Here is a 22,305-nt window from a genome sequence, read left to right as displayed (position 1 = left end):
ATACAGGCACAGGGATGCGATTAACCACAAAATTATCTGCGTTTATTACCTTTTTAAGCCTGCTGGCCATGTCGTTGATGCTGGCAGGCTGTGCATTCAGTGTTTTCTGGTTCAGTCATCAGCGGGTTGAACATCGGGCGCAGATACTGGCGACCGAAGTGGATCAGGCGATGTTCACCCAGACGCCGGCAGAGCTGCATGTCTGGCTCACGCGTATGATGCCGATAATGAATGCCGAGCAGATTTCTCTTCACAACGGCAGGCAGACTTTCCTTACCCTCTCCCGACACGAAAACCAGATGCTGGAAGACGAGCCTAATCGTTTTATCCAGGTCGATGTGCCTTTGATGCACCAGACGGGGTTAGAGCTGCGGGTCGTCACCCTTGATCCTGCCAAAACCTGGCTGCGCTCCATTACCGGCACCTCTACGCTGGGCATCCTGTTTACCGTCATGCTGGTGATGAGTCTGGTGCTGCTGCTGATGCATCGCTGGCTCAGTCGGCAGTGGCGCGGTATGGAGCATCTTGAAGTACGGGCAGAGGCGATTATCAGCGGTGAGCGCGGTGTAATGCCGAAACGCGGTGCGGATGAGTGGCCACCGAGAGCGAGCCGCGCACTGGATGTGTTGCTGGCGGATCTGCAGGAGGCGGGCGAGCAGCGTCTGCGTATCGACACGCTGATCCGCACCTTTGCTGCGCAGGATGGACGCACCGGTCTCAACAACCGGCTGTTCTTTGATAACCAGCTCGCCACCCTGCTGGAGGATCAGGAAGCAGTCGGCACCCATGGTGTGGTGATGATGGTGCGCCTGCCCGATCTGGACACGCTGAAGGATTCGCTGGAGCCGGGGCTGGTTGAGGAGTACCTCTTCAATTTCGTCAACATGCTTTCCACCTTTGTGCTGCGCTATCCTGGCGCCCTGCTGGCACGCTATTTCCGCAGTGATTTTGCCGTGCTACTGCCGCATCGCAGTCTCAAAGAGGCAAACAGTATTGCGGATCAGCTGATCAATGCTGTTGATTCTCTGCCGCCGATGCGGCTGGTTAATCGTGATGATCTCATTCATATCGGTATCAGCGCCTGGCACAGCGGGCAGACTGTGCCGCAGGTGATGGAAAATGCCGAAATGGCTACCCGACGTGCGGCACTGCTGGGCGGCAACAACTGGACCAATGGTGCCGGAAATCCGCAGGACGCCGGGCGGGGTAGTGTGCGCTGGCGAACCCTGCTGGAGAACACGCTTAGCCGTGGCGGCCCGCGGCTCTATCATAAACCCACCGTCAATATTGAGGGTAAGGTACAGCACCGGGTGATGCTGACCCGCATCTTCGACGGCGATAAAGAAGTGCTGGCCGCAGAATATATGCCCCTTGTACAGCAGCTCGGCATGGCTGATGGCTGGGATCGCCAGTTAATGACCCGCATTGCGGCACTCTCTGAACTCTGGCCAGAAGAGACGCTGGTGATCCCGGTGACGATTACCTCGCTTCTGCAGCGCTCTTTTATCCTCTGGCTGCAGAACATGCTGCTGCAGTGCCCGAAAGCGCAAAGAAAACGATTTTTATTTGAACTTGCCGAGGCAGATGTTTGTCAACACATCAATCGTTTAACGCCAGTTTTCCGCGCACTTAAGGCTTTTGGCTGTCGGGTTGCGGTAAATCAGGCGGGTTTAACCGTGGTAAGCAGCGCCTATATACGACAGCTGCCGCTGGAACTGATCAAGCTTGATGCCGGTCTGGTACGCAATATTGAGCGCCGGACTGAAAATCAGCTGTTTGTGCAGAGTCTGCTGGAAGTCTGTAAATGTACGGGCATTCAGGTGTTTGCTACCGGTGTCCGCACTAAGGCGGAGTGGCAAACTTTAGTCGCGTTGGGCGTAGCAGGTGGGCAGGGCGACTTTTTTGCTCCCTCGCTTCCGGTTAACAGTAACGTGAAGAAGTATTCACAACGTTACCGTATTTAATGAATTGCGGTCGTACTGACGGAAATTTACGGTTTTTTTTAATGTTTATCCGCGTCTGAACCTCTGAACTTACTGCCGGAAATGTTAGATTTTATGTCGGACAGGGCGAGGGGAAATAGCGTGAAATGCAGTGCTGATGGCGTCTGGTCGCCATTCTGCTGTTGTGGATCGCCAGTTCAGATGACTTAAACGCAATCAGGCGTCTTTTTTCACCGAAGCAGAACGTTTTTGCGCCTTGTGGCAGCTTCGTGTGGTTGGTAAAGTAAGCGGATTTTATTTTCCGCCCCCAGCTTGCAGGATTACCCCTTAGTATGTTTAAAAAATTTCGTGGCATGTTTTCCAACGACTTGTCCATTGACCTGGGTACCGCGAATACCCTGATTTACGTGAAAGGACAGGGCATCGTACTGAACGAGCCCTCCGTCGTCGCTATTCGACAGGATCGTGCCGGTTCACCGAAAAGTGTTGCGGCCGTGGGTCATGAGGCCAAACAGATGCTTGGCCGTACGCCAGGCAATATCGCAGCGATTCGTCCGATGAAAGATGGCGTTATCGCTGACTTCTTCGTGACCGAAAAGATGCTGCAACACTTCATCAAGCAGGTTCACAGCAACAGTTTTATGCGTCCCAGCCCGCGTGTGCTGGTCTGCGTACCCGTCGGGGCAACACAGGTTGAACGCCGCGCGATTCGTGAATCCGCTCAGGGCGCAGGCGCGCGTGAAGTGTTTCTGATTGAAGAGCCGATGGCTGCAGCAATTGGTGCGGGTCTGCCCGTTTCAGAAGCGACTGGCTCAATGGTGGTGGATATTGGTGGCGGTACCACAGAAGTTGCGGTGATCTCGCTGAACGGTGTGGTCTACTCCTCGTCAGTGCGTATTGGTGGCGATCGTTTCGATGAAGCTATTATTAATTATGTGCGTCGTAACTACGGTTCACTGATCGGCGAAGCGACCGCAGAACGTATTAAGCATGAGATCGGTTCAGCCTATCCGGGTGATGAAGTCCGTGAGATCGAAGTGCGTGGTCGTAACCTGGCAGAAGGTGTACCGCGCGGCTTTACACTGAACTCTAATGAAATTCTGGAAGCGCTGCAGGAGCCATTAACCGGCATCGTTAGCGCGGTGATGGTTGCCCTTGAGCAGTGTCCGCCTGAGCTGGCTTCAGATATTTCGGAGCGCGGCATGGTGCTGACCGGCGGTGGTGCGTTACTGCGCAACCTGGATCGTCTGCTGATGGAAGAGACGGGCATTCCGGTTGTGGTTGCTGAGGATCCACTGACCTGTGTGGCTCGCGGTGGCGGCAAAGCGCTGGAAATGATCGACATGCATGGCGGCGATTTGTTCAGCGAAGAATAATTGCCTCAACCGGCTAAGAACGCAATGATCATGCGAGGGAGTGGCATGTGAACCGGCGCAATCTGTGCCGGTGCAGTGCGTTCAGCCCAGGGAAGCACGGTGTTACGCCGTCGCTTCCTCTCCTGTTGTCGAGGATCACGCAGATTATATGAAGCCGATTTTTAGCAGGGGACCTTCCCTGCAGTTGCGTCTATTCCTGGCGGTTATCGTGGCGATTGCCATTATCATTGCCGACAGCCGTGTGGGTTCTTTCACCCAAATACGCAACTATCTGGATACGTCGGTCAGTCCGTTTTACTTCCTGGCCAATGGGCCACGTCAGCTGCTGGATGGCGTGTCAGAGTCGCTGGCGTCGCGTCAGCAACTCGAGCAGGAAAACAAAGCGTTACGTCGTGAGCTCTTCCTGAAAAACAGTAACCTGCTAATGCTGGGGCAATATAAGCAGGAAAACGCACGCCTGCGTGAACTGCTGGGTTCACCGCTGCGTCAGGATGAGCAAAAGATGGTGACACAGGTCATCTCCACCGGCACCGATCCTTACACCGACCAGGTGGTAATCGACAAAGGCAGCGTCAACGGCGTCTATGAAGGCCAGCCGGTCATCAGTGATAAAGGGGTAGTCGGTCAGGTCATCGCTGTCGGACAACTCACCAGCCGTGTTCTGCTGATCTGTGATGCGTCACATGCCCTGCCGATTCAGGTGCTGCGTAATGATATTCGTGTCATTGCCGCAGGTAACGGTTGTACTGAAGATCTTCAGCTTGAGCATCTGCCGGGTAATACGGACATTCGGGTCGGCGATGTACTGGTGACTTCAGGTATCGGTGGCCGATTCCCTGAAGGCTATCCGGTGGGTGTGGTTTCTTCGGTAAAAGTGGATACCCAACGCGCCTATACGGTGATTCAGGCGCATCCGACCGCGGGTCTGCAGCGTCTGCGTTACCTGCTGCTGCTGTGGGGCGCCGATCGCAATGGTGATATGCCGCTGCCGCAGGATGAAGTTCATCGCGTTGCGAACGAGCGTCTGATGCAGATGATGCCGCAGGTCTTACCGCCTGCGGGAGAAATGGGCCCGCCTGCGCCTGCCGTACAGATGGGACCGCCTGCACCTTCAGCTACCAGCAGCAGTGGACAAAGCAACTCCTCGCGTTCACGCGGGGGGCAGCCTTGAGTCGATATCGCAGCCAGGGACGTTGGGTCATCTGGCTCTCCTTCCTGGTTGCGCTTGTCCTGCAGATCATGCCCTGGCCGGATGAAATTTATATGTTCCGGCCCTCATGGCTGCTGTTGATCCTTATCTATTGGGTGCTCGCACTGCCGCATCGGGTCAATGTCGGTAGCGGATTTGTGCTGGGTGCCATCATGGATCTGATTGCGGGTTCCACACTCGGCGTGCGTGCGCTGGCGCTCAGTATCATCGCCTACCTGATTGCCTTTAAGTTCCAGTTATTCCGCAACTTAGCGTTGTGGCAGCAAGCGTTAATGGTTATGGTGCTGTCGCTGGCGATGGATGTGATTGTCTTCTGGGCTGAATTCCTGGTAATCAACGTTTCATTCCGACCTGAAATTTTCTGGAGCAGTGTCGTCGACGGTATTCTCTGGCCCTGGCTATTCTTATTAATGAGAAAAATTCGTCGTCAGTTCGCTGTTCAATAAGGAAATTTATGGTAACCCTCTATCTTGCTTCCGGTTCACCGCGTCGTCGTGAGCTGTTAACTCAACTTGGTCTGACATTCGAGCGCATCGTGACTGGCGTTGAAGAGCAGCGTCAGCCGAACGAAGCGGCGGAAATCTATGTCCGCCGTCTGGCAAATGATAAAGCGCAGGCGGGTGTCAAACTGGCCGCGCAGGATCTGCCGGTGCTGGGCGCGGATACGATTGTGGTGCTGAATGGCGAAGTGCTGGAAAAGCCGCGCGATGCCGCTGATGCCCGCGCGATGCTGTGCAAACTCTCTGGTCATACACATCAGGTGATGACGGCGGTAGCGCTGGCCGATAGTCAGCAGGCGCTGGATTGCGTCGTAATCACTGATGTGACATTCCGCACCTTAACCGCCACCGACATCGACGACTATATCGCGACCGGCGAGCCAATGGATAAAGCGGGTGCATACGGTATTCAGGGCAGGGGAGGAAACTTTGTCCGCAAAATTAATGGAAGCTACCATGCAGTGGTCGGATTACCCTTGGTTGAGACAGGGGAGTTGATCAGCCATTTCGAGTCACTGCGTGCCGTAAGGGGTCAACATGACGGCTGAATTACTGGTAAACGTCACGCCTTCTGAAACACGTGTTGCCTATATTGACGGCGGCATACTGCAGGAAATTCACATTGAGCGTGAGGCGCGGCGCGGCATCGTTGGCAATATTTATAAAGGCCGTGTAAGCCGTGTTCTGCCCGGCATGCAGGCCGCTTTTGTTGATATCGGTCTGGAGAAAGCGGCCTTTCTGCATGCCTCAGATATCATGCCGCATACTGAATGTGTGGCGGGCGACGAAAAGAAAAACTTTATCGTGCGGGATATCGCCGAGCTGGTGCGGCAGGGACAGGATCTGGTGGTTCAGGTCGTCAAAGATCCGCTTGGCACCAAAGGTGCCCGGCTGACCACTGACATCACGCTGCCTTCGCGTTACCTGGTCTTTATGCCAGGCGCATCGCATGTGGGTGTCTCTCAGCGTATTGAGAGCGAGAAAGAGCGCGATCGGCTTAAAGCGGTCGTGGCTGACTACTGCGACGATCTGGGCGGCTTTATTATCCGTACCGCCGCAGAAGGCATCGGGGAAGAGGAGCTGGCGCAGGACGCGGCTTTTCTCAAACGACTCTGGACCAAAGTCAGCGAGCGTAAAAAGCGCAATCAGACCCGCTGCCTGCTCTACGGTGAGCTGGCTCTGGCCCAGCGTATTCTGCGTGATTTTGCGGGCGCGGCGCTGGATCGCATCCGGGTCGACTCCCGCCTGACCTGCGATATGCTGGTGGAATTTACCGGTGAATATATCCCGGAAATGGCCGGTAAGCTGGAGCTCTACAACGGTAAACAGCCTATTTTCGACCTGTTTGACGTCGAAAATGAGATTCAGCGCTCGCTGGATCGCAAAGTTGAACTAAAGTCAGGCGGATATCTGATCATCGATCAGACCGAAGCGATGACCACCATCGATATCAACACCGGTGCGTTTGTCGGCCATCGTAACCTTGATGAGACGATCTTTAATACCAATGTTGAAGCTACTCAGGCGATCGCGCGCCAGCTGCGACTGCGTAATCTTGGTGGCATCATCATTATCGACTTCATCGATATGAGCAACGAAGACCATCGCCGCCGGGTACTGCATTCGCTGGAAAGCGCGCTCAGTAAAGATCGGGTTAAAACCGGTATTAATGGTTTCTCGGCGCTGGGTCTGGTGGAGATGACGCGTAAGCGTACCCGCGAAAGCATTGAGCACGTTTTGTGCCAGGATTGCCCGGTCTGCAAAGGGCGCGGCACGCTGAAAACCGTTGAAACGGTCTGCTATGAAATCATGCGTGAGATTGTCCGGGTTCATCACGCTTATGATTCTGACCGCTTTCTGGTCTATGTTTCACCGACGGTGGGTGAGGCGTTAAAAACCGACGAGTCTCATGCACTGGCTGAAGTCGAAATCTTTGTCGGCAAGCAGGTTAAAGTTCATGTCGAAGCGCTCTACACTCAGGAGCAGTTCGACGTGGTGATGATGTAACGCCAGCCCGGTCACCGGTTTCTTCGGATATCGGGCTGAAAAATCGCCCTTGTTTGAGATAAAATGCGCGTTTTAACGCTTTTATCGGGAGACGGTCGGGTATGAGAACCAACTATCCGTCGTTTACGGAACACAAGGAGAGGCGTGAGTGAGGCAGTTGCCGAGGATTTTGTTACTGCTGGTCGCGGCAATCATCGTGATTGTCGCGCTGCTGGTCAGCGGATTGCGTCTGGTGATGCCGCATCTCGACAGCTATCGCAGCAACCTTCTGCAATACATCTCCGACAGCAGCGGCGTGCCGGTCAACGCCAGCCAGTTACAGGGTAAATGGGAGAATTTTGGCCCAACCCTGCAGGTTCGCGATCTTAGCGTCGATCTGCATGAGAACGGCAAACTCACTATCAAACGTATTAATCTGGCTCTCGACGTCTGGCAGTCCCTGCTGCACTGGCGGTGGCAGTTTCGCGATCTGACCTTCTGGCAGTTGCACCTCGATACTAATCGCCCGCTGCTGGATAACGACAAAGAGAAAAACAGCTTCCGTCCGGCGCAGATAAACGAACTCTTCCTGCGTCAGTTTGACCACTTTGACCTGCGTGACAGCACCATCCGTTTCCGCACCCCTTCCGGTCAGCATGCTGAGCTGGCGATCCCGCGACTCACCTGGGTCAATGAAGATAACCGCCACCGGGCCGAAGGCGAAGTCAGTCTGTCGAGCTTCACCGGCCAGCACGGCGTGGTCCAGGTGCGGCTTGATCTTAACGACAGCAACGGTTTACTCAATGATGGCCGCATCTGGATGCAGGCCGACGACGTCGACATGCGCCCGTGGCTGGGCCGTTGGGTGCGTGACAATACCCGGCTGGATAGCGCACGATTTAGCCTGGCGGCCTGGGTTAACCTGCGCGATGGCGACATCTACGCCGGTGATCTGCTGCTGCGCAAGGGCGGAGCCAGCTGGCAGGGCGAGACCGGACGACACCGCATTGAGGTCGATGGGCTGACCGCGCATCTGTCACGTTTCCAGAATGGCTGGGTGGTCAATGTGCCACAAACCCGGCTCAGCACCGACGGCCACGCCTGGCCCGCCGGTCACTTCTCTCTGTTATGGCGTCCTGAAGATAAGCAGATGCTGGGGCCGGATGGTCAGCCGGAAGTGCGCGTTCGCGCCACACAGCTGGTGCTGAGTCATATTGCGCCGATCGTTCCGCTGTTTGCGCCGCTCTCTCCGGCACTGTTTGAAAACTGGCAGACGTTGCAGCCACAGGGCACCATCGATGGCCTGGCGCTGGATATTCCGTTACAGCAGCCTGAAAAAACCCGCGTACAGGTGAAGTGGCGTGATTTCAGCTGGCAGCACTGGAAACTGTTGCCGGGCATCAGCCATTTAAGCGGTGAAGCGCGCGGCAGCCTGAGCAATGGTCAGGTCAGTGTGGATATGGGGGCGGCGACCGTTCCCTATGGCGACATGTTCCAGGCTCCGTTAGAGATTAAGCGGGTGACCGGTGCGCTGCGCTGGCTGAATGATGATCATGGCCTCACGCTGGCGGGCGAAAATCTTGACCTGGAAGCACGCTCGCTCTGGGCGCGCGGCGACTTCAGCTACCAGCAGAACAGCGGCGGTGAGCCTCGTCTGGATATTCTGGCCGGTATCCGGCTTACCGATGCGGGCGATGCCTGGCGCTACTTCCCGGTGCCGCTATTGGGTAACAGCCTGACGCATTATCTGAGTGGGGCAGTGAAGGGTGGCAAGGTGGACAACGCCACACTGCTGTTTGCCGGTAATCCGGCGCTGTTCCCGTTCAAGCATAATGATGGCATGTTCCAGGTCTGGGTGCCGCTTCGCCAGGCAACCTATGCGTTTCAGCCCAAATGGCCAGCGTTGAGCAATCTCGATATCGACCTTAACTTCCTGAATGACGGCCTCTGGATGAAAGCGCCGGTGGCGAAACTGGGCGAGGTGGACGCGCGCAACGTCACTGCGGTCATCCCCGACTACCTGAAAGAAAAACTGATCATTGAGGGTGATATCAGTGGTGAAGGCCAGCAAATCGCGGACTATTTCGGGCAGACTCCGCTGAAACCTTCACTGGGTGCCGCGCTGGAACAGCTGGAAATCAAAGGCCGCGTCGGCGGCCACCTGAATCTGGATATTCCGCTGGATGGTGAGCAGGTTCATGCCCGTGGCAATGTGGACCTGAACAATAATTCGCTGTTTATCAAACCGTTAAAAACCACCATTAACAATCTCTCCGGGCGCTTCCGTTACGACAACGGCAATCTGGCCAGTGAGGATCTGCGTGCGAACTGGTTTGGTCAGCCGATGGGCGTGCGTTTCAGCACTAAAGAGAATCCGGACGACTTTGGCGTGAACGTCAAACTTCAGGGCGACTGGCAGCCCGCTAAAATCAGCCAGCTTCCTGCAGCCGTCAGCAAGCAGCTGGGCGGAAATCTGCCGTGGCAGGGCGACGTTAATATTACGCTGCCCCATCATGGCGGTGCGCGTTATGACGTGACGCTGAACGGTAATGCAAAAGAAGTAAGTAGTCACTTACCTGCACCGCTCGATAAGAAAGCCGGTGAGGCGATGCCAGTCGCAATCAAGGCCAGTGGCGACCTGCACCATTTCGATCTCAGTGGCAGCGTCGATGCAAACCATCGCTTTAACAGCCGCTGGTTGCTGGAGCCGACGCTGCGCGTCGATCGTGGCATCTGGCTGAATGATGCGCAGAAAACACCTGCTCTGCCCGATCATCCCGGCATGGTACTGAACCTGCCCGCGCTGGATGGCGAGGCCTGGGTGGCGATGATGGCCGCAGGGGGAGCATCCGGGGGCAGCGAGTCAGACGGCGGCCTCAAAACGGGTGGCGTCACGCTGCCCGGCAATATCACGCTTCGTAGCCCGGCGGTCACCCTGGCCGGGCAGCAATGGCATGAGGTTGAAGCGACACTGGCTCAGAGTGCGGGCGGCAAGGGCCAGGTCGGCATCAGGGCTAAAGAGCTGCGTGGTGCGCTGGCAATGGCACCGAAAGCACCGTGGCAGGTGAATCTGGATTACCTTTACTACAATCCGCAGTGGGATAACGGTGAAGGCAAAGGCGGCAAAGCGCCACCTCAAAAAGCCACAAACATTAACTTCAGCCAGTGGCCCGCGTTACAGTTGCGCTGTAAAGAGTGCTGGGTGCTGGGTCAGAAATATGGTCAGGTCTCCGCGATGCTGCAACCCCGCGGAGATACGTTAGCGCTTACTAACGGAAAGGTGGATACTGGCAGTTCACAGCTGAAAATCAATGGGGAATGGGTTAACCGCCCGGACGACCAGCGCACTTCGCTGAAGGGCACGCTGAAAGGCCCGAATATTAATAATGCGACCAACTGGTTTGGCGTCAACACGCCGCTGCGCGATGCGCCATTTGATATTGCGTATGACCTGCACTGGCGCTCTGCGCCCTGGCAGCCCTCGGCAGAGACGCTGAGCGGTACCCTGAAGACCCACTTTGGCAAAGGCCAGATCGCCGATGTGAATACCGGTGCCGCCGGGAAAATTCTGCGACTGGTGAGCTTTGATGCGCTACTGCGCAAGCTGCGCTTCGACTTCAGCGACACCTTCACCAATTCTTTCTACTTCGACTCGATTAACGGCACCGCCTGGATCGAAAACGGCATGATGCGCACCGATAATCTGCTGGTGGATGGCCTGGAAGCGGACATTGCGATGCAGGGTAATCTCGACTTGGTGAAGCGTCAGATCGACATGGAAGCGGTGGTTGCGCCGGAAATATCCGCCTCGGTTGGTGTGGCGACAGCTTTTGCCATCAATCCGGTAATTGGCGCGGCGGTGTTTGCCGCCAGTAAAGTTCTGGGACCCCTGTGGAACAAGATATCGCTGCTGCGTTATCACATCAGTGGCCCGCTGGATAAACCGGAAATCAATGAAGTGCTGCGTAAACCGCGTGAAACTGACAACAAGTGAATTTGACGCCGTACCGGAATTACCGCAGGCTATGATTATCTGAGCACATAATGAGTGAGAAACGATGACTCTGAACCTGGTAAGTGAGCAGTTACTGACTGCTAACGGCATTAATCAGCAGGACCTATTTTCCCTGTTAGGGCAGCTTTCAGAACGTCGTCTGGATTATGCCGATCTCTATTTTCAGTCCAGCTTTCACGAATCCTGGGTGCTGGAAGACAAAATCATTAAAGATGGCTCCTACCATATCGATCAGGGTGTGGGCGTGCGTGCGGTCAGCGGGGAGAAAACCGGCTTCGCCTATGCAGACCAGATCACGCTGAATGCACTGCGTCTCTCCTCTGAAGCCGCACGCAGCATCGTACGCGAACAGGGAAATGGCAAGGCACACACGCTTTCTGCCGTGATGAACCGTTCGCTCTATCAGGCTATCGATCCGCTGAGCAGCCTGACACGTGAAGACAAAATTGCCCTGCTGCATCGCGTTGATAAAGTGGCTCGTGCGGCTGATCCGCGCGTACAGGAAGTCAATGCCAGCCTGACCGGCGTTTACGAGCAGGTATTGGTAGCCGCGACTGACGGCACGCTGGCGGCAGATGTCCGTCCGCTGGTTCGCCTCTCTATTAGTGTCCAGGTGGAAGATCAGGGCAAACGTGAACGCGGCGCAAGCGGCGGCGGTGCGCGTACCGGTTATGCGTTTTTCCTGGCAGATGAAGATGGCGAAGTCCGCGCTGACGCCTGGGCGCGTGAAGCGGTGCGTATGGCGCTGGTGAATCTCTCCGCCGTGGCCGCACCTGCTGGTGCGTTGCCAGTGGTACTGGGTGCGGGTTGGCCGGGCGTGCTGCTGCATGAAGCGGTCGGTCACGGTCTGGAAGGCGACTTCAATCGCCGTGGCACCTCGGTGTTCAGCGGTAAAATTGGTCAGCAGGTTGCGTCTGACCTCTGTACCGTGGTGGATGACGGCACCCTTGAAGGGCTGCGCGGTTCACTGGCAGTAGATGATGAGGGCGTTCCCGGTCAGTACAACATGCTGATTGAGAATGGTGTACTGAAAGGCTATATGCAGGACAAGCTGAATGCGCGACTGATGGGGGTTAGCCCTACCGGTAACGGACGTCGTGAATCCTACGCGCATCTGCCGATGCCGCGCATGACCAACACCTATATGCTGGCTGGCAAGTCATCGCCGCAGGATATTATTGAAAGCGTTGAGTATGGCCTCTATGCGCCGAACTTTGGTGGCGGTCAGGTGGATATCACCTCCGGCAAATTTGTCTTCTCAACCTCAGAGGCTTATCTGATTGAGAACGGCAAAATCACCAAACCGGTTAAAGGCGCAACGCTGATTGGTTCCGGCATCGAAGCGATGCAGCAGATCTCGATGGTAGGTAATGACCTGGCGCTGGATAAAGGCGTCGGCGTCTGTGGTAAAGAGGGGCAGAGCCTGCCGGTCGGTGTCGGTCAGCCGACCCTGAAGCTGGATAAACTGACCATCGGCGGCACCGCCTGATGTGACCCCAACAACCTGCCGCCTGGCGGGTTGTCAGAATGCTGACAAATCCATAGCCGGATGAACCTGGCAGCAATGCAATAGCTGAAAGCGCAGGGAACACGGGCAGAGGAGGAAAGCGTCCCGCGCCACGGATGGCGCGGGCCGAGCGTGTCAGGGATGACGGATTTTGCGTCTTTCCGATCTGACCGTGTTCCCTTCGCTGGCTGGGTCTTACAGCTGGTCGGGACAGATGTTGTCAACAATCTATTGTTAGCTTTTACGATGCTGCTGATACTGCTCAGCCACCTGTTCAAAATAGCCGGTCAGATAATCGATACAGACCTGCACCTTAAGCGGTAACTTATCCTTCTCGGTATAGAGCGCGTAGACCGGGCGCGGATCGGACTGATACTGCGGAAACAGAATATCGATCTCGCCTGCGGTGATCTCATCAATCACCCACATCATTGGCACATAGGCGATGCCATTGCCCGACTTAAGCCAGCGAATCAGCGTCAGGGAATCATTGGTCACAAAACGTCCCTGCGGAGCCAGGCGTGTCACTAATCCTTCCGGTGCAATCAGTTCGAAATTGTTGTCGGGCCGTACGCTATATTCCAGCCAGGAAAAATTATCGATATCACCCGGCTTCTCCGGCGTACCATGCTGCGCCAGATAGCTTTTTGCGGCGCACACCACCATCGGCATCGCACCCAGGCGACGCGAAAATAAGCTGGAATCTTTTAACGCTCCCACCCGAATCACCAGATCCAGACCATCCGCGATCAGATCCGGGGCCGGAACGCCGGTGACCAGATTCACACTCAGCCCCGGATATTCCCGCAGCATATCGCTGGTCATGCCGGCTAACACGTTCTGCGCCATGGTAGAGGAGCTGCCAATTCGCAGTACGCCAATGGGCGTATTGTTAAAAGCGTAAAGCTGTTCATGCACCTGCGTCGCTTCGGCCAGCATACGGCGGCAGCCCTGATAATAGATTTTGCCCGCTTCGGTCAGCCCGATACTGCGGGTACTGCGATTCAGCAGTTTAACCTGCAATGCATCTTCCAGTTTCGCGACGATCTGGCTGATTGATGAGACGCTCAGATGAAGCTGACGCGCCGCAGCGGTAAACGAACCCAGTTCGACCACTTTAGCGAAGACAGACATGCCTTTCAGTCGTTCCATTATTTACTCTGACTTAAAAGTGATTTAGATCACATTCTGTAGAAAACTTATAGTCAGGCGCGTTATTATAAGCGCGCCGGGGTATTTCCCGGTGATTCTTCATTGCCTGATACCCTTCGATGATACGCTATTATTAAGCCAGCTGCGGTTCGGATAACGCTTCCAGAGGGTTTTCCTGCGACATCTGAAGAGGCATGAGTATCCCGGCAAGGTCGAACTAAGGATTTGTGATGAGTGTGCTTCCGGTATTTGTCATGTTTGGGCTCTCTTTTCCGCCCATTTTCATCGAACTTATTATTTCACTGATGCTGTTCTGGTTAGTGAAACGCGTGCTTACGCCGAGCGGTATCTACGATCTTGTCTGGCATCCGGCACTTTTTAATACAGCGCTTTACTGCTGTGTGTTTTACCTTGTCTCCCGTTTATTAGTCTGAGGTTTAAGTGAAAGCACTCATAAGAAAAATCGCGCGCTACGCGATTACTATCCTGCTGGTCATCATCGCAGTGGTCATTATTTTCCGTGCCTGGGTCTTCTATACCGAATCGCCCTGGACCCGTGATGCGCGTTTCGCCGCTGACGTGGTGGCGATCTCCCCTGACGTCACCGGCCTGATTACCGAGGTTCCGGTACACGACAACCAGCTGGTGAAGAAGGGCGATACGCTGTTTGTGGTTGACCGGCCGCGCTATCAAAAAGCGCTCGATCAGGCGCAGGCGGATGTTGAATATTATCAGGCACTGGTCAGTGAGAAACGTCGCGAAGCCGGGCGCCGTAACCAGCTGGGCACCTCCGCCATGTCGCGCGAGGCTATCGAGCAATCCAATAACGATCTGCAAACCAGCGAGCACCAGCTGGCGAAATCGGTGGCGACACGCGATCTGGCGAAGATTGACCTTGAGCGCACCACGGTGAAAGCGCCATCCGATGGCTGGGTCACCAACCTGAATGTCTACCAGGGTGAGTTTATTACCCGTGGTTCGGTTGCCGTGGCGCTGGTTCAGCAGCACTCCTTCTATGTACTGGCTTACCTGGAAGAGACCAAACTGCACGGCGTGGAGAAGGGCTTCCGCGCAGAAGTGACCCCACTTGGCAGCAACATCGTGTTGCGTGGCACCGTAGACAGTGTGGCGGCTGGCGTCACCAACAGCAGCAGCTCGGTCGACAGCAAAGGCATGGCCACAGTAGATTCCAATCTGGAGTGGGTCCGTCTGGCGCAGCGTGTGCCGGTGCGCATCCGGCTTGATCAGCAGCCCGGCAATCGCTTCCCGGCGGGCACGACAGCGACAGTGGTGATCACCGGTCAGGCCGATCGTCAGCCTGAACAGGTTTCACCGATGGTCCGACTGTTTAATCGCCTGCGTGAGTTTGGTTAAGAGGGCGATATGATCGAGTTCCTGCGGTTCCCGGTAAAGCTCACCTTTGCGCTGGTGTTAGCGCTGATGGTGGGTTTTCACTTTAACCTTGAAACGCCGCGCTGGGCGGTGATGACCGCCGGTATCGTGGCTGGCGGTACCGCGTTTGCGGCGGGGGGTGACCCCTATTCCGGGGCGCTGCGCTATCGCGGCGTTTTGCGTATTATCGGGACATTTATTGGCTGTATCGCCGCGCTGACCATCATGATTGCCACCGTGCGTGCACCGGTCGTGATGCTGCTGCTGTGCTGCATCTGGGCAGGACTCTGCGTCTGGCTCTCTTCGCTGATCAAGGTAGAAAACTCTTACGCGCTCGGACTGGCGGGCTACACCGCGCTGATTATTGTGGTGACGGCTAATGCCAGCGGCGGTCTGACGCTGGTGCCACAATATGCGGTAGAGCGCTGCAGTGAAATCGTACTCGGCATTCTGTGTGCCATTCTGGCCGACATGATTTTCTCACCCCGTTCGATTAAAAAAGTGATCGACGCTGAGGTCGATTCGCTGCTGGTGGCACACTATAACCTGCTGCAACTCTGCGTCGCTCACGGTGATAAAGAAGAGGTCGATAAAGCCTGGAGCGCGCTGGTACGGCGCACCACGGCGCTGAACAGCATGCGTAGCCAGCTGATGATGGAGTCCTCACGCTGGAAGAACAGCAACCGCCGTTTGCAGATGCTCAATACGCTGTCACTGACGCTGATTACACAGGCAGCCGAAACCTTTCTGATCCAGAATTCCCGTCCTGATTACATTCCGCCCCAGTATCGCCTGATGGTCGAAAAACCAGCCTCGACCGTTGAAGAGGTGCATAAGCGGATGAAAGTAATGCGGCGGGTGATTGGTGCCAGCGGCAAATCAACGCCGGTCACGCTGGCCAGCTGGGTAGGCACTGCTACCGAATATCTGCTGCTGCTGAAAGGGATCAAAAGTAATAGCCGGATCACCTCGCTGGAAGAGGAGATTCTGCAGCGCGAAGTGGTGATCCAGGCGCGTTCCGCTGAAACGCATCATGCGATGATCAATGGTATCCGTACCTTTGTGGCGACCGCGCTGGGTTCGCTGTTCTGGCTCTATACCGGCTGGACCTCTGGCAGTGGCTGCATGGTCATGCTGGCTGTCATCACCGCACTGGCGATGCGTATGCCCAACCCGCTGATGATGGCAAAGGACTTTCTCTACGGCATGACGGTCGCGGTTCCGCTGGGCGCGCTCTACTTTATGTATGTTCTCCCGGCGACGCAGCAGAGCGCACTGCTGCTCTGCATCGCAATCGGCCTGCTCGGTTTTATCGGTGGTATCTTCATTCAGCGGCGTCAGCTCGGCACGCTGGGGGCATTGATTGGCACCCTTAATGTTCTGGTGCTGGATAATCCGATGGAATTCCACATTAACGTCTTTCTCGATAACGTTCTGGGCCAGGTCATCGGCTGCTTCGTGGCGATGATGGTGATCCTGCTGATTCGTGATAAATCAAAAGCGCGTACCGGCCGCAAGCTGCTGAACCGCTTTATGTATGCGGCTGTCTCTGCCATGACGACCAATCAGGCGCGCCGGCGTGAAAACCATCTGCCAGCGCTCTATCAGCAACTGTTTCTGCTGCTCAACCTGTTTCCGGGCGATATCAACAAATATCGCATCGCCCTGACGCTGATCATCGGTCATCAGCGGTTACGCGACGCAGAAGTGCCGGTGAATGCCGATCTCTCTGCTTATCACCGGCAGTTGCGTTACACCGCTGACCGGGTGATCTCCGCCAGCAGCGATGACAAGCGGCGTTACTACTTTGAACGTCTGCTGAAAGAGCTGGATGTCTATCAGGAAAAACTGGCCCATTACGAGGCTCCCGCCAGCGTAACGGAACCGGTAAAACGACTGGCTATGATGCTGGATAAGTACCAGAACACGCTCATCCAAATCTGAATCTGGCCGCTGTGACCTGCAGCGGCCTGCGCAATCCCCACCCATCACAAAATCTGTCGCTTTTGCCAACTATACTCTCCAGACGGAAGAGCAAAACTGACAGGAGCGAATCAATGAAATCACTGCAAGAGAGCGAACTGTTCCGGACCGGCTATTTAGCGGACGGCCAGTGGCATCAGGCGGCTTCTACCTTTGACGTGACCAATCCGGCGACCGGTGAGGTGATTGCACAGGTGGCGAAAGCGGGTAAAGCTGAAACGGAACAGGCTATCGCCGCAGCGGAGCGCGCATTTCCCGCCTGGCGGGCGCAGACTGCAAAAGCGCGCGCTGAAATTCTCACTCGCTGGTACCAGCTGATCATTGAGAACAAGCGCTGGCTGGGACAGCTGATGACGACCGAACAGGGCAAGCCCCTGAAAGAGGCGGAAGGGGAAGTAGAATACGCCGCCAGTTTTATTCAGTGGTTCGCCGAGCAGGCGAAACGGACCAATGGTGAGATTATTCCGCCAGCTAAACCCGGCTCCCGTATTCTGGCAACCCGCGAACCGATTGGCGTTGTGGCCGCCATTACGCCGTGGAATTTCCCGATGGCGATGCTGACCCGCAAACTGGGGCCAGCTCTGGCTGCCGGCTGCACCGGCATTATCAAACCTGCCAATAACACGCCACTCTCCGCCTTTGCCCTGCTGGCGCTGGCGAAGGAGGCAGGCGTGCCTGATGGTGTACTGAATGCGGTAGCCGGTGATACCCATGCTATCAGCGATGCCATCATGGCCAGCAAAGCGGTGCGTAAAATCTCGTTCACCGGCTCCACCCAGGTGGGCAAGCTGCTGATGCGCAATGCTGCCGAAACCATGAAAAAAGTGTCGATGGAGCTGGGGGGTAATGCCCCCTATATCGTGTTTGACGATGCCGATATTGATGCCGCCGTGCAGGGCGCTATTGCCAACAAATTCCGTAATGCGGGCCAGGTGTGCGTCAGCGTAAACCGCTTCTACATTCACAATGCTATCTATGATCGTTTTACTCAGCAGCTGGCTACCGAAGTGAACAAGCTGAAGGTGGGCAACGGCATGGAAGAGGGCGTGATTGTCGGGCCATTAATTGAGGCATCGGCGGTGGAAAAGGTTGAGCAGCACGTCAATGATGCGGTAGCAAAAGGTGGCAAATTACTGGCGGGTGGCGAGCGACATGCGCTGGGTGGCAACTTCTGGCAGCCCACTGTGATTACTGAGGCGCACGAAGGGATGCAGCTCGCGCAGGAGGAGACCTTTGGTCCGGTGGCTGCCTGTTTCCGCTTTGATGATGAAGATGACGTCATCCGTCGTGCTAACGATACGCCGTTCGGCCTTGCCGCATACTTTTACACCCAGAATCTGCAGCGGGTATTCCGTGTTTCAGCCGCGCTGGAAAGCGGCATGATCGGCATTAATGAATGTGCCGTATCAACCGAGCTGGCGCCGTTTGGTGGTGTGAAAGAGTCGGGGCTGGGCCGCGAAGGTTCGGTACTCGGCATGGAAGAGTATCTGGAGGTCAAAGCGCTGCACCTGGGCGGTTTGAGCTAGCGGACAGTAACGGGCGGCGCAGGTCGCCCGCAGACGGAGCATGGGAGCCGTCAGCATGAAAATCGAGCGTTTTGATTTTAATGAAATTGTCGATCAGGCCCATTTCTTCCGCCAGTTCAGCGAGCGATTTGCGCTGGAGGAGCGCCGCATCTGCGATCTGGATGGATTATGGGATGTGGTGACGGGCGATCTGTTACCGCTGCCGCTGGAGATTGAATTTGTTAATCTGGGCAGGGGACAGCGACGGCGTTATGGCGCGCTGATTCTGTTATTTGATGAAGCGGAAGAGGAGCTGGAAGGTCAGCTTCACTTTAATGTCAGATAAAACGTCAGATGAAAAAAGGCCCCGGCGAGCGGGGCCAAAGGGTTCGTCATACATCTGACGAGGAATTACTTATAAAGCTGTGCGGTGATGTGATAGTTATCGCCGGTGCGCGCCTCAATAACTTTATAGGCGCTGGCACCCTGTTCATCCGCTTTCTGAGAAAGCTCAGCGCGGTAATCCATTGGCGATCCCGCGGTTCCACTGATGGTTACGGTGCCCGCAGGCTGCAGGTTCTGCGTCTGATCGCCGGTGACCAGCTGTGCGGCTGATGCGCCGAACGCCATAACGGAAAGCAGACTGACTGTAGCGATGGTTGTTTTGATATTCATGATTATCTCCTCAATACATTCAACAACCTGCGGTTACTCGTAAAGGCGGGTCGTCGATATCTTCTGACGCCCTTCAGGCGTCATCACGGTTAATTATTTATAAAGCTCAGCGGTGACATGCCAGGTGTTATCCTGGTTGTTTTCGATGATGCGATAGTGGCTTGCGCCCTGGGCATCCGCTTTCTCTGACAGCACCTGACGGATATGCGTCTGGTCGCCATTTCGTCCACCAATGCTGATGGTCTGATTCATTGGCTGCAGGCCCTGTGCCTGTTCATTGGACACCAGGCTGGCGGCGTTGGCACCTACTGAGAACATGGATGCCAGACTCAGTGCAGCGATAGCTAATTTCATTTTCATGGTCAACTCTCCTGAAATTTCTGCTTCAGCTCTCCGGAGCGCAAAAGGGCGCGTCAGACAGAGAGCAGATGGCATTATCGGTTACGCCTTAGTTATACAGTGCGGCGGTAGCGTGATAGTTGCCGTTGTTGTATGCCTCAATCACGCGATAGGCTTTTGCGCCCTGCTGATCGGCTTTGTCGCTGAGTTTCTGTTTGATATCCATCGGCGAACCCGCCACGCCGCTGACACTGATGGTGCCGACAGCCTGCAGATTCTGTGCCTGTGACGCATCAATAGATTCTGCTGCCACAGCACCAAATGAGAGGGCGGAGAGAATGCTCAGGGTGGCAATGGTAGTTTTTACGTTCATAGATTTTTCCTCGTCGTCTATTTTTATCTTTTTATTTAGTGTGATTTGCATCACGAAAAGAAGTATAGAACTAATAACGTCAGAAATTAATACCCCGCTAATAATGTTTTTTTGTGATTCTTTATCCTTATGGCTACTTTTAATAACTTAACGTTATAAAAAAAGGATGAAAAGTAACCTTTAAGCCACTTTTAATTGCAAAAACAGTGAGATAGATCACTTTAACTTTTAGTGCGAAAGTCGGGGGTGTATCGGGCTGGAGTTTGATCTGGATCCGGGCAATGGTGCCGGTTCAGTGATGTAAAGCAGTGTAAAATAGCGCATAAAGTGAAGCAGAGTTATCGATCTGACCAACAGCCGGGCGTGTAAAAGCAGGCTTATTACTTATCCAGAGCGGGTAACTGTCGTGGAAAGGGGTGAGCAGAGAGAACGAACTGACGAACTGACGAACTGACGCATGATGGCCGGTCGTCAGTCCGCGATCAGAGTTCCTGTTCAAACAGGGTGAGGATGGCACCGTGCAGCTGCTTAACGGTGAAGTCACGCGCGCGGGTAATAAAGATTGTGTCATCACCCGCGATGGTACCCAGAATCCCGTGCGACTTACCCAGTGAATCCAGCATACGTGCAATCAGCTGTGCTGCGCCGGGACTGGTATGAATCACTACCAGGGCATCGTTGTAGTCGATATCCAGTACCAGGTTTTTTAACGGGCTGGTGGTGGTCGGCACACCCAGCTCAGCGGGCAGGCAATAGACCATCTCCATCCTGGCATTCCGGGTGCGCACTGCGCCAAACTTGGTCAGCATCCGCGAGACTTTGGACTGATTGATATTTTCAAAGCCCTCGTCCTGAAGCGCCTGAACAATTTCGCCCTGGGAACTGAATTTTTCTTCTTTTAATAAGGCTTTGAAAGCCTTAACCAGATCGTCTTGTTTCGATGGGTTTCGCATAGGTTACCAATAAATAGAGAGAATAACCGCGCATCCGCCCGCGGCAGAGTGGTGATTATGCATTTATATGCATTTTTATGCAATCGTTCGATTGATGAGCAGCGTCCGGGCGGCTGGCGGGCGGCGATAATAGCAAATAAATCCGCTCAGACCAAAACACGCGTCACAGCCCCGGAAGGCGAAGGTTGCAAAGTTGTTATATTATTGGTGGTGTAGTAACAGAAAACGCACGTAGCCGTTCTCTGTCTGACGACGGCAAAGTTGTCGGTCATTCAGGTGCAATGATAAGTAACTTTTGAATCCGGAGATTAAGTGTGAAAACACGTAGAATTAACAACGGATATTTATCATCGCCTGAGCAGTTGATTAAGGTCTGACACAGATAGAATTTCGGCCCATCTCTGCCCCACCTTAATAAGGAGTTAAGAATGAAAGTTGCCGTTCTCGGTGCCGCTGGCGGCATAGGCCAGGCGCTCGCACTTCTGCTCAAAACCCAGCTTCCCGCAGGTTCAGAACTCTCGCTGTATGACATCGCGCCGGTTACGCCGGGTGTTGCCGTTGATCTCAGCCATATTCCTACCGCAGTGGCTATTCAGGGATTCAGTGGAGAAGACGCCACGCCTGCCTTACAGGGTGCCGATGTGGTACTGATTTCCGCGGGTGTCGCACGTAAGCCCGGTATGGATCGCGCCGACCTGTTTAACGTTAACGCAGGTATCGTCCGTAATCTGATCGAACAGGTTGCCACAACGGCACCTAAAGCGTTGATTGGTGTCATCACCAATCCGGTCAATACCACCGTGGCCATTGCGGCAGAAGTGCTGAAAAAGCACGGTGTTTACGACAAAAATCGGCTGTTCGGCGTGACCACGCTGGATATCATTCGCGCCAATACTTTTGTGGCTGCATTGAAAGGCAAGCAGCCTGACCAGGTGGAAGTCCCGGTCATTGGTGGCCACTCTGGCGTAACCATTCTGCCGCTGCTGTCGCAGGTTAAAGGCGTCAGCTTCAGCGATCAGGAAGTGGCTGATCTGACCAAACGCATCCAGAACGCCGGCACCGAAGTGGTGGAAGCCAAAGCGGGTGGCGGCTCGGCCACGCTGTCGATGGGTCAGGCAGCTGCACGTTTCGGTTTGTCACTGGTACGCGCGCTGAAGGGTGAAGCTAATGTGGTGGAGTGTGCTTACGTAGAAGGCGAGGGTGAACATGCGCGCTTCTTCTCCCAGCCGCTGCTGCTGGGTAAAAACGGTGTGGCTGAACGCAGGCCGATTGGTACCCTCAGCGCTTACGAACAGCAGGCGCTGTCAGGCATGCTGGATACGCTGAAGAAAGATATCGCCCAGGGCGAAGAGTTCGTTAAGCAGTAACTGACGGCTCAGACTTGCAATAACGCCCG

At 55.1% G+C, this 22,305-nt stretch carries 19 protein-coding genes; 14 read left to right on the top strand and 5 right to left on the bottom strand.

Translation table 11 applies throughout. From position 1 onward, the window contains the following. The first annotated feature begins 14 nt into the window (after window positions 1-14). The 8 genes from csrD (at window position 15) to tldD (ending at window position 12,519) form a co-directional block, all read left to right on the top strand. A complete protein-coding gene (csrD, locus tag ACMGGP_RS15780; protein WP_010256019.1) occupies window positions 15-1,964 on the top strand; it encodes an RNase E specificity factor CsrD in 1,950 nt (649 codons plus the stop codon). Between the two features lie 311 nt (window positions 1,965-2,275). Next, window positions 2,276-3,319 carry a rod shape-determining protein MreB gene (gene mreB / locus ACMGGP_RS15775; RefSeq protein WP_004385136.1) on the top strand — a complete coding sequence of 348 codons (1,044 nt, stop codon included), beginning with the start codon at window positions 2,276-2,278 and terminating at the stop codon, window positions 3,317-3,319. A 148-nt stretch (window positions 3,320-3,467) separates the two neighbouring features. Further along, window positions 3,468-4,490, top strand: coding sequence for a rod shape-determining protein MreC (gene mreC / locus ACMGGP_RS15770; RefSeq protein WP_010256043.1), 1,023 nt, complete (start codon window positions 3,468-3,470; stop codon window positions 4,488-4,490). Beyond that, complete coding sequence (gene mreD, locus ACMGGP_RS15765; RefSeq protein ID WP_010256045.1) at window positions 4,487-4,975, top strand: rod shape-determining protein MreD; 489 nt, start codon at window positions 4,487-4,489, stop codon at window positions 4,973-4,975. The genes mreC and mreD overlap by 4 nt, the downstream gene beginning before the upstream one ends. An 8-nt stretch (window positions 4,976-4,983) precedes the next feature. After that, a complete protein-coding gene (locus ACMGGP_RS15760) occupies window positions 4,984-5,577 on the top strand; it encodes a Maf family protein (RefSeq protein ID WP_124890364.1) in 594 nt (197 codons plus the stop codon). Further along, window positions 5,567-7,036 (top strand): ribonuclease G, encoded by a 1,470-nt coding sequence (rng, locus tag ACMGGP_RS15755; RefSeq protein WP_003855268.1) that lies wholly within the window; start codon window positions 5,567-5,569, stop codon window positions 7,034-7,036. Before ACMGGP_RS15760 ends, rng begins: the two co-directional genes overlap by 11 nt. A gap of 148 nt (window positions 7,037-7,184) precedes the next feature. After that, complete coding sequence (gene yhdP / locus ACMGGP_RS15750) at window positions 7,185-11,009, top strand: AsmA2 domain-containing protein YhdP (RefSeq protein ID WP_498798624.1); 3,825 nt, start codon at window positions 7,185-7,187, stop codon at window positions 11,007-11,009. Between the two features lie 64 nt (window positions 11,010-11,073). Then, window positions 11,074-12,519, top strand: coding sequence for a metalloprotease TldD (gene tldD, locus ACMGGP_RS15745; RefSeq protein WP_010699816.1), 1,446 nt, complete (start codon window positions 11,074-11,076; stop codon window positions 12,517-12,519). Window positions 12,520-12,771: 252 nt separating this feature from the next. Here the strand turns inward: tldD and aaeR are convergent, their stop codons facing one another. Further along, window positions 12,772-13,689 carry an HTH-type transcriptional activator AaeR gene (aaeR, locus tag ACMGGP_RS15740; protein ID WP_010256055.1) on the bottom strand — a complete coding sequence of 306 codons (918 nt, stop codon included), beginning with the start codon at window positions 13,687-13,689 and terminating at the stop codon, window positions 12,772-12,774. A gap of 230 nt (window positions 13,690-13,919) precedes the next feature. On the opposite strand from aaeR, the gene aaeX reads away from it, so the two are divergent. From aaeX to ACMGGP_RS15715, 5 genes are all read left to right on the top strand, one after another. Beyond that, entirely contained in the window at window positions 13,920-14,123 is a 204-nt protein-coding gene (aaeX, locus tag ACMGGP_RS15735) for a p-hydroxybenzoic acid efflux pump operon protein AaeX (RefSeq protein WP_010256058.1), read from the top strand. 7 nt (window positions 14,124-14,130) lie between these two features. After that, window positions 14,131-15,063: a p-hydroxybenzoic acid efflux pump subunit AaeA gene (gene aaeA, locus ACMGGP_RS15730; RefSeq protein ID WP_010256061.1), complete on the top strand. Its 933-nt coding sequence runs from the start codon at window positions 14,131-14,133 to the stop codon at window positions 15,061-15,063. A 9-nt stretch (window positions 15,064-15,072) separates the two neighbouring features. Continuing rightward, window positions 15,073-17,025 carry a p-hydroxybenzoic acid efflux pump subunit AaeB gene (gene aaeB, locus ACMGGP_RS15725; RefSeq protein ID WP_010256064.1) on the top strand — a complete coding sequence of 651 codons (1,953 nt, stop codon included), beginning with the start codon at window positions 15,073-15,075 and terminating at the stop codon, window positions 17,023-17,025. 113 nt (window positions 17,026-17,138) lie between these two features. Then, window positions 17,139-18,590: an NAD-dependent succinate-semialdehyde dehydrogenase gene (locus ACMGGP_RS15720; protein ID WP_010699815.1), complete on the top strand. Its 1,452-nt coding sequence runs from the start codon at window positions 17,139-17,141 to the stop codon at window positions 18,588-18,590. A gap of 55 nt (window positions 18,591-18,645) precedes the next feature. Continuing rightward, window positions 18,646-18,915 (top strand): barstar family protein, encoded by a 270-nt coding sequence (locus ACMGGP_RS15715; RefSeq protein ID WP_010256069.1) that lies wholly within the window; start codon window positions 18,646-18,648, stop codon window positions 18,913-18,915. Between the two features lie 65 nt (window positions 18,916-18,980). On the opposite strand, the gene yhcN (ACMGGP_RS15710) is transcribed toward ACMGGP_RS15715, so the two are convergent. The 4 genes from yhcN (ACMGGP_RS15710) to argR form a co-directional block, all read right to left on the bottom strand. Further along, window positions 18,981-19,244: a peroxide/acid stress response protein YhcN gene (gene yhcN / locus ACMGGP_RS15710; protein WP_010256072.1), complete on the bottom strand. Its 264-nt coding sequence runs from the start codon at window positions 19,242-19,244 to the stop codon at window positions 18,981-18,983. Window positions 19,245-19,337: 93 nt separating this feature from the next. Further along, window positions 19,338-19,604 (bottom strand): YdgH/BhsA/McbA-like domain containing protein, encoded by a 267-nt coding sequence (locus ACMGGP_RS15705; RefSeq protein ID WP_064690029.1) that lies wholly within the window; start codon window positions 19,602-19,604, stop codon window positions 19,338-19,340. An 88-nt stretch (window positions 19,605-19,692) separates the two neighbouring features. Further along, window positions 19,693-19,956 carry a peroxide/acid stress response protein YhcN gene (gene yhcN, locus ACMGGP_RS15700; protein ID WP_022623941.1) on the bottom strand — a complete coding sequence of 88 codons (264 nt, stop codon included), beginning with the start codon at window positions 19,954-19,956 and terminating at the stop codon, window positions 19,693-19,695. 482 nt (window positions 19,957-20,438) lie between these two features. Further along, entirely contained in the window at window positions 20,439-20,909 is a 471-nt protein-coding gene (argR, locus tag ACMGGP_RS15695) for a transcriptional regulator ArgR (RefSeq protein ID WP_010256080.1), read from the bottom strand. A 428-nt stretch (window positions 20,910-21,337) separates the two neighbouring features. Here argR and mdh point away from each other — a divergent pair, with 428 nt between their 5' ends. Continuing rightward, entirely contained in the window at window positions 21,338-22,276 is a 939-nt protein-coding gene (gene mdh, locus ACMGGP_RS15690; protein ID WP_010699812.1) for a malate dehydrogenase, read from the top strand. Window positions 22,277-22,305 lie beyond the last annotated feature (29 nt).

The organism is Curtobacterium sp. BNK-1, assembly GCF_048685235.1.
GTDB lineage: Bacteria > Pseudomonadota > Gammaproteobacteria > Enterobacterales > Enterobacteriaceae > Pantoea > Pantoea agglomerans.
The sequence above is the reverse complement of the archived record's forward strand: the minus strand, read 5'-3'. Positions and strand labels throughout refer to the sequence as shown.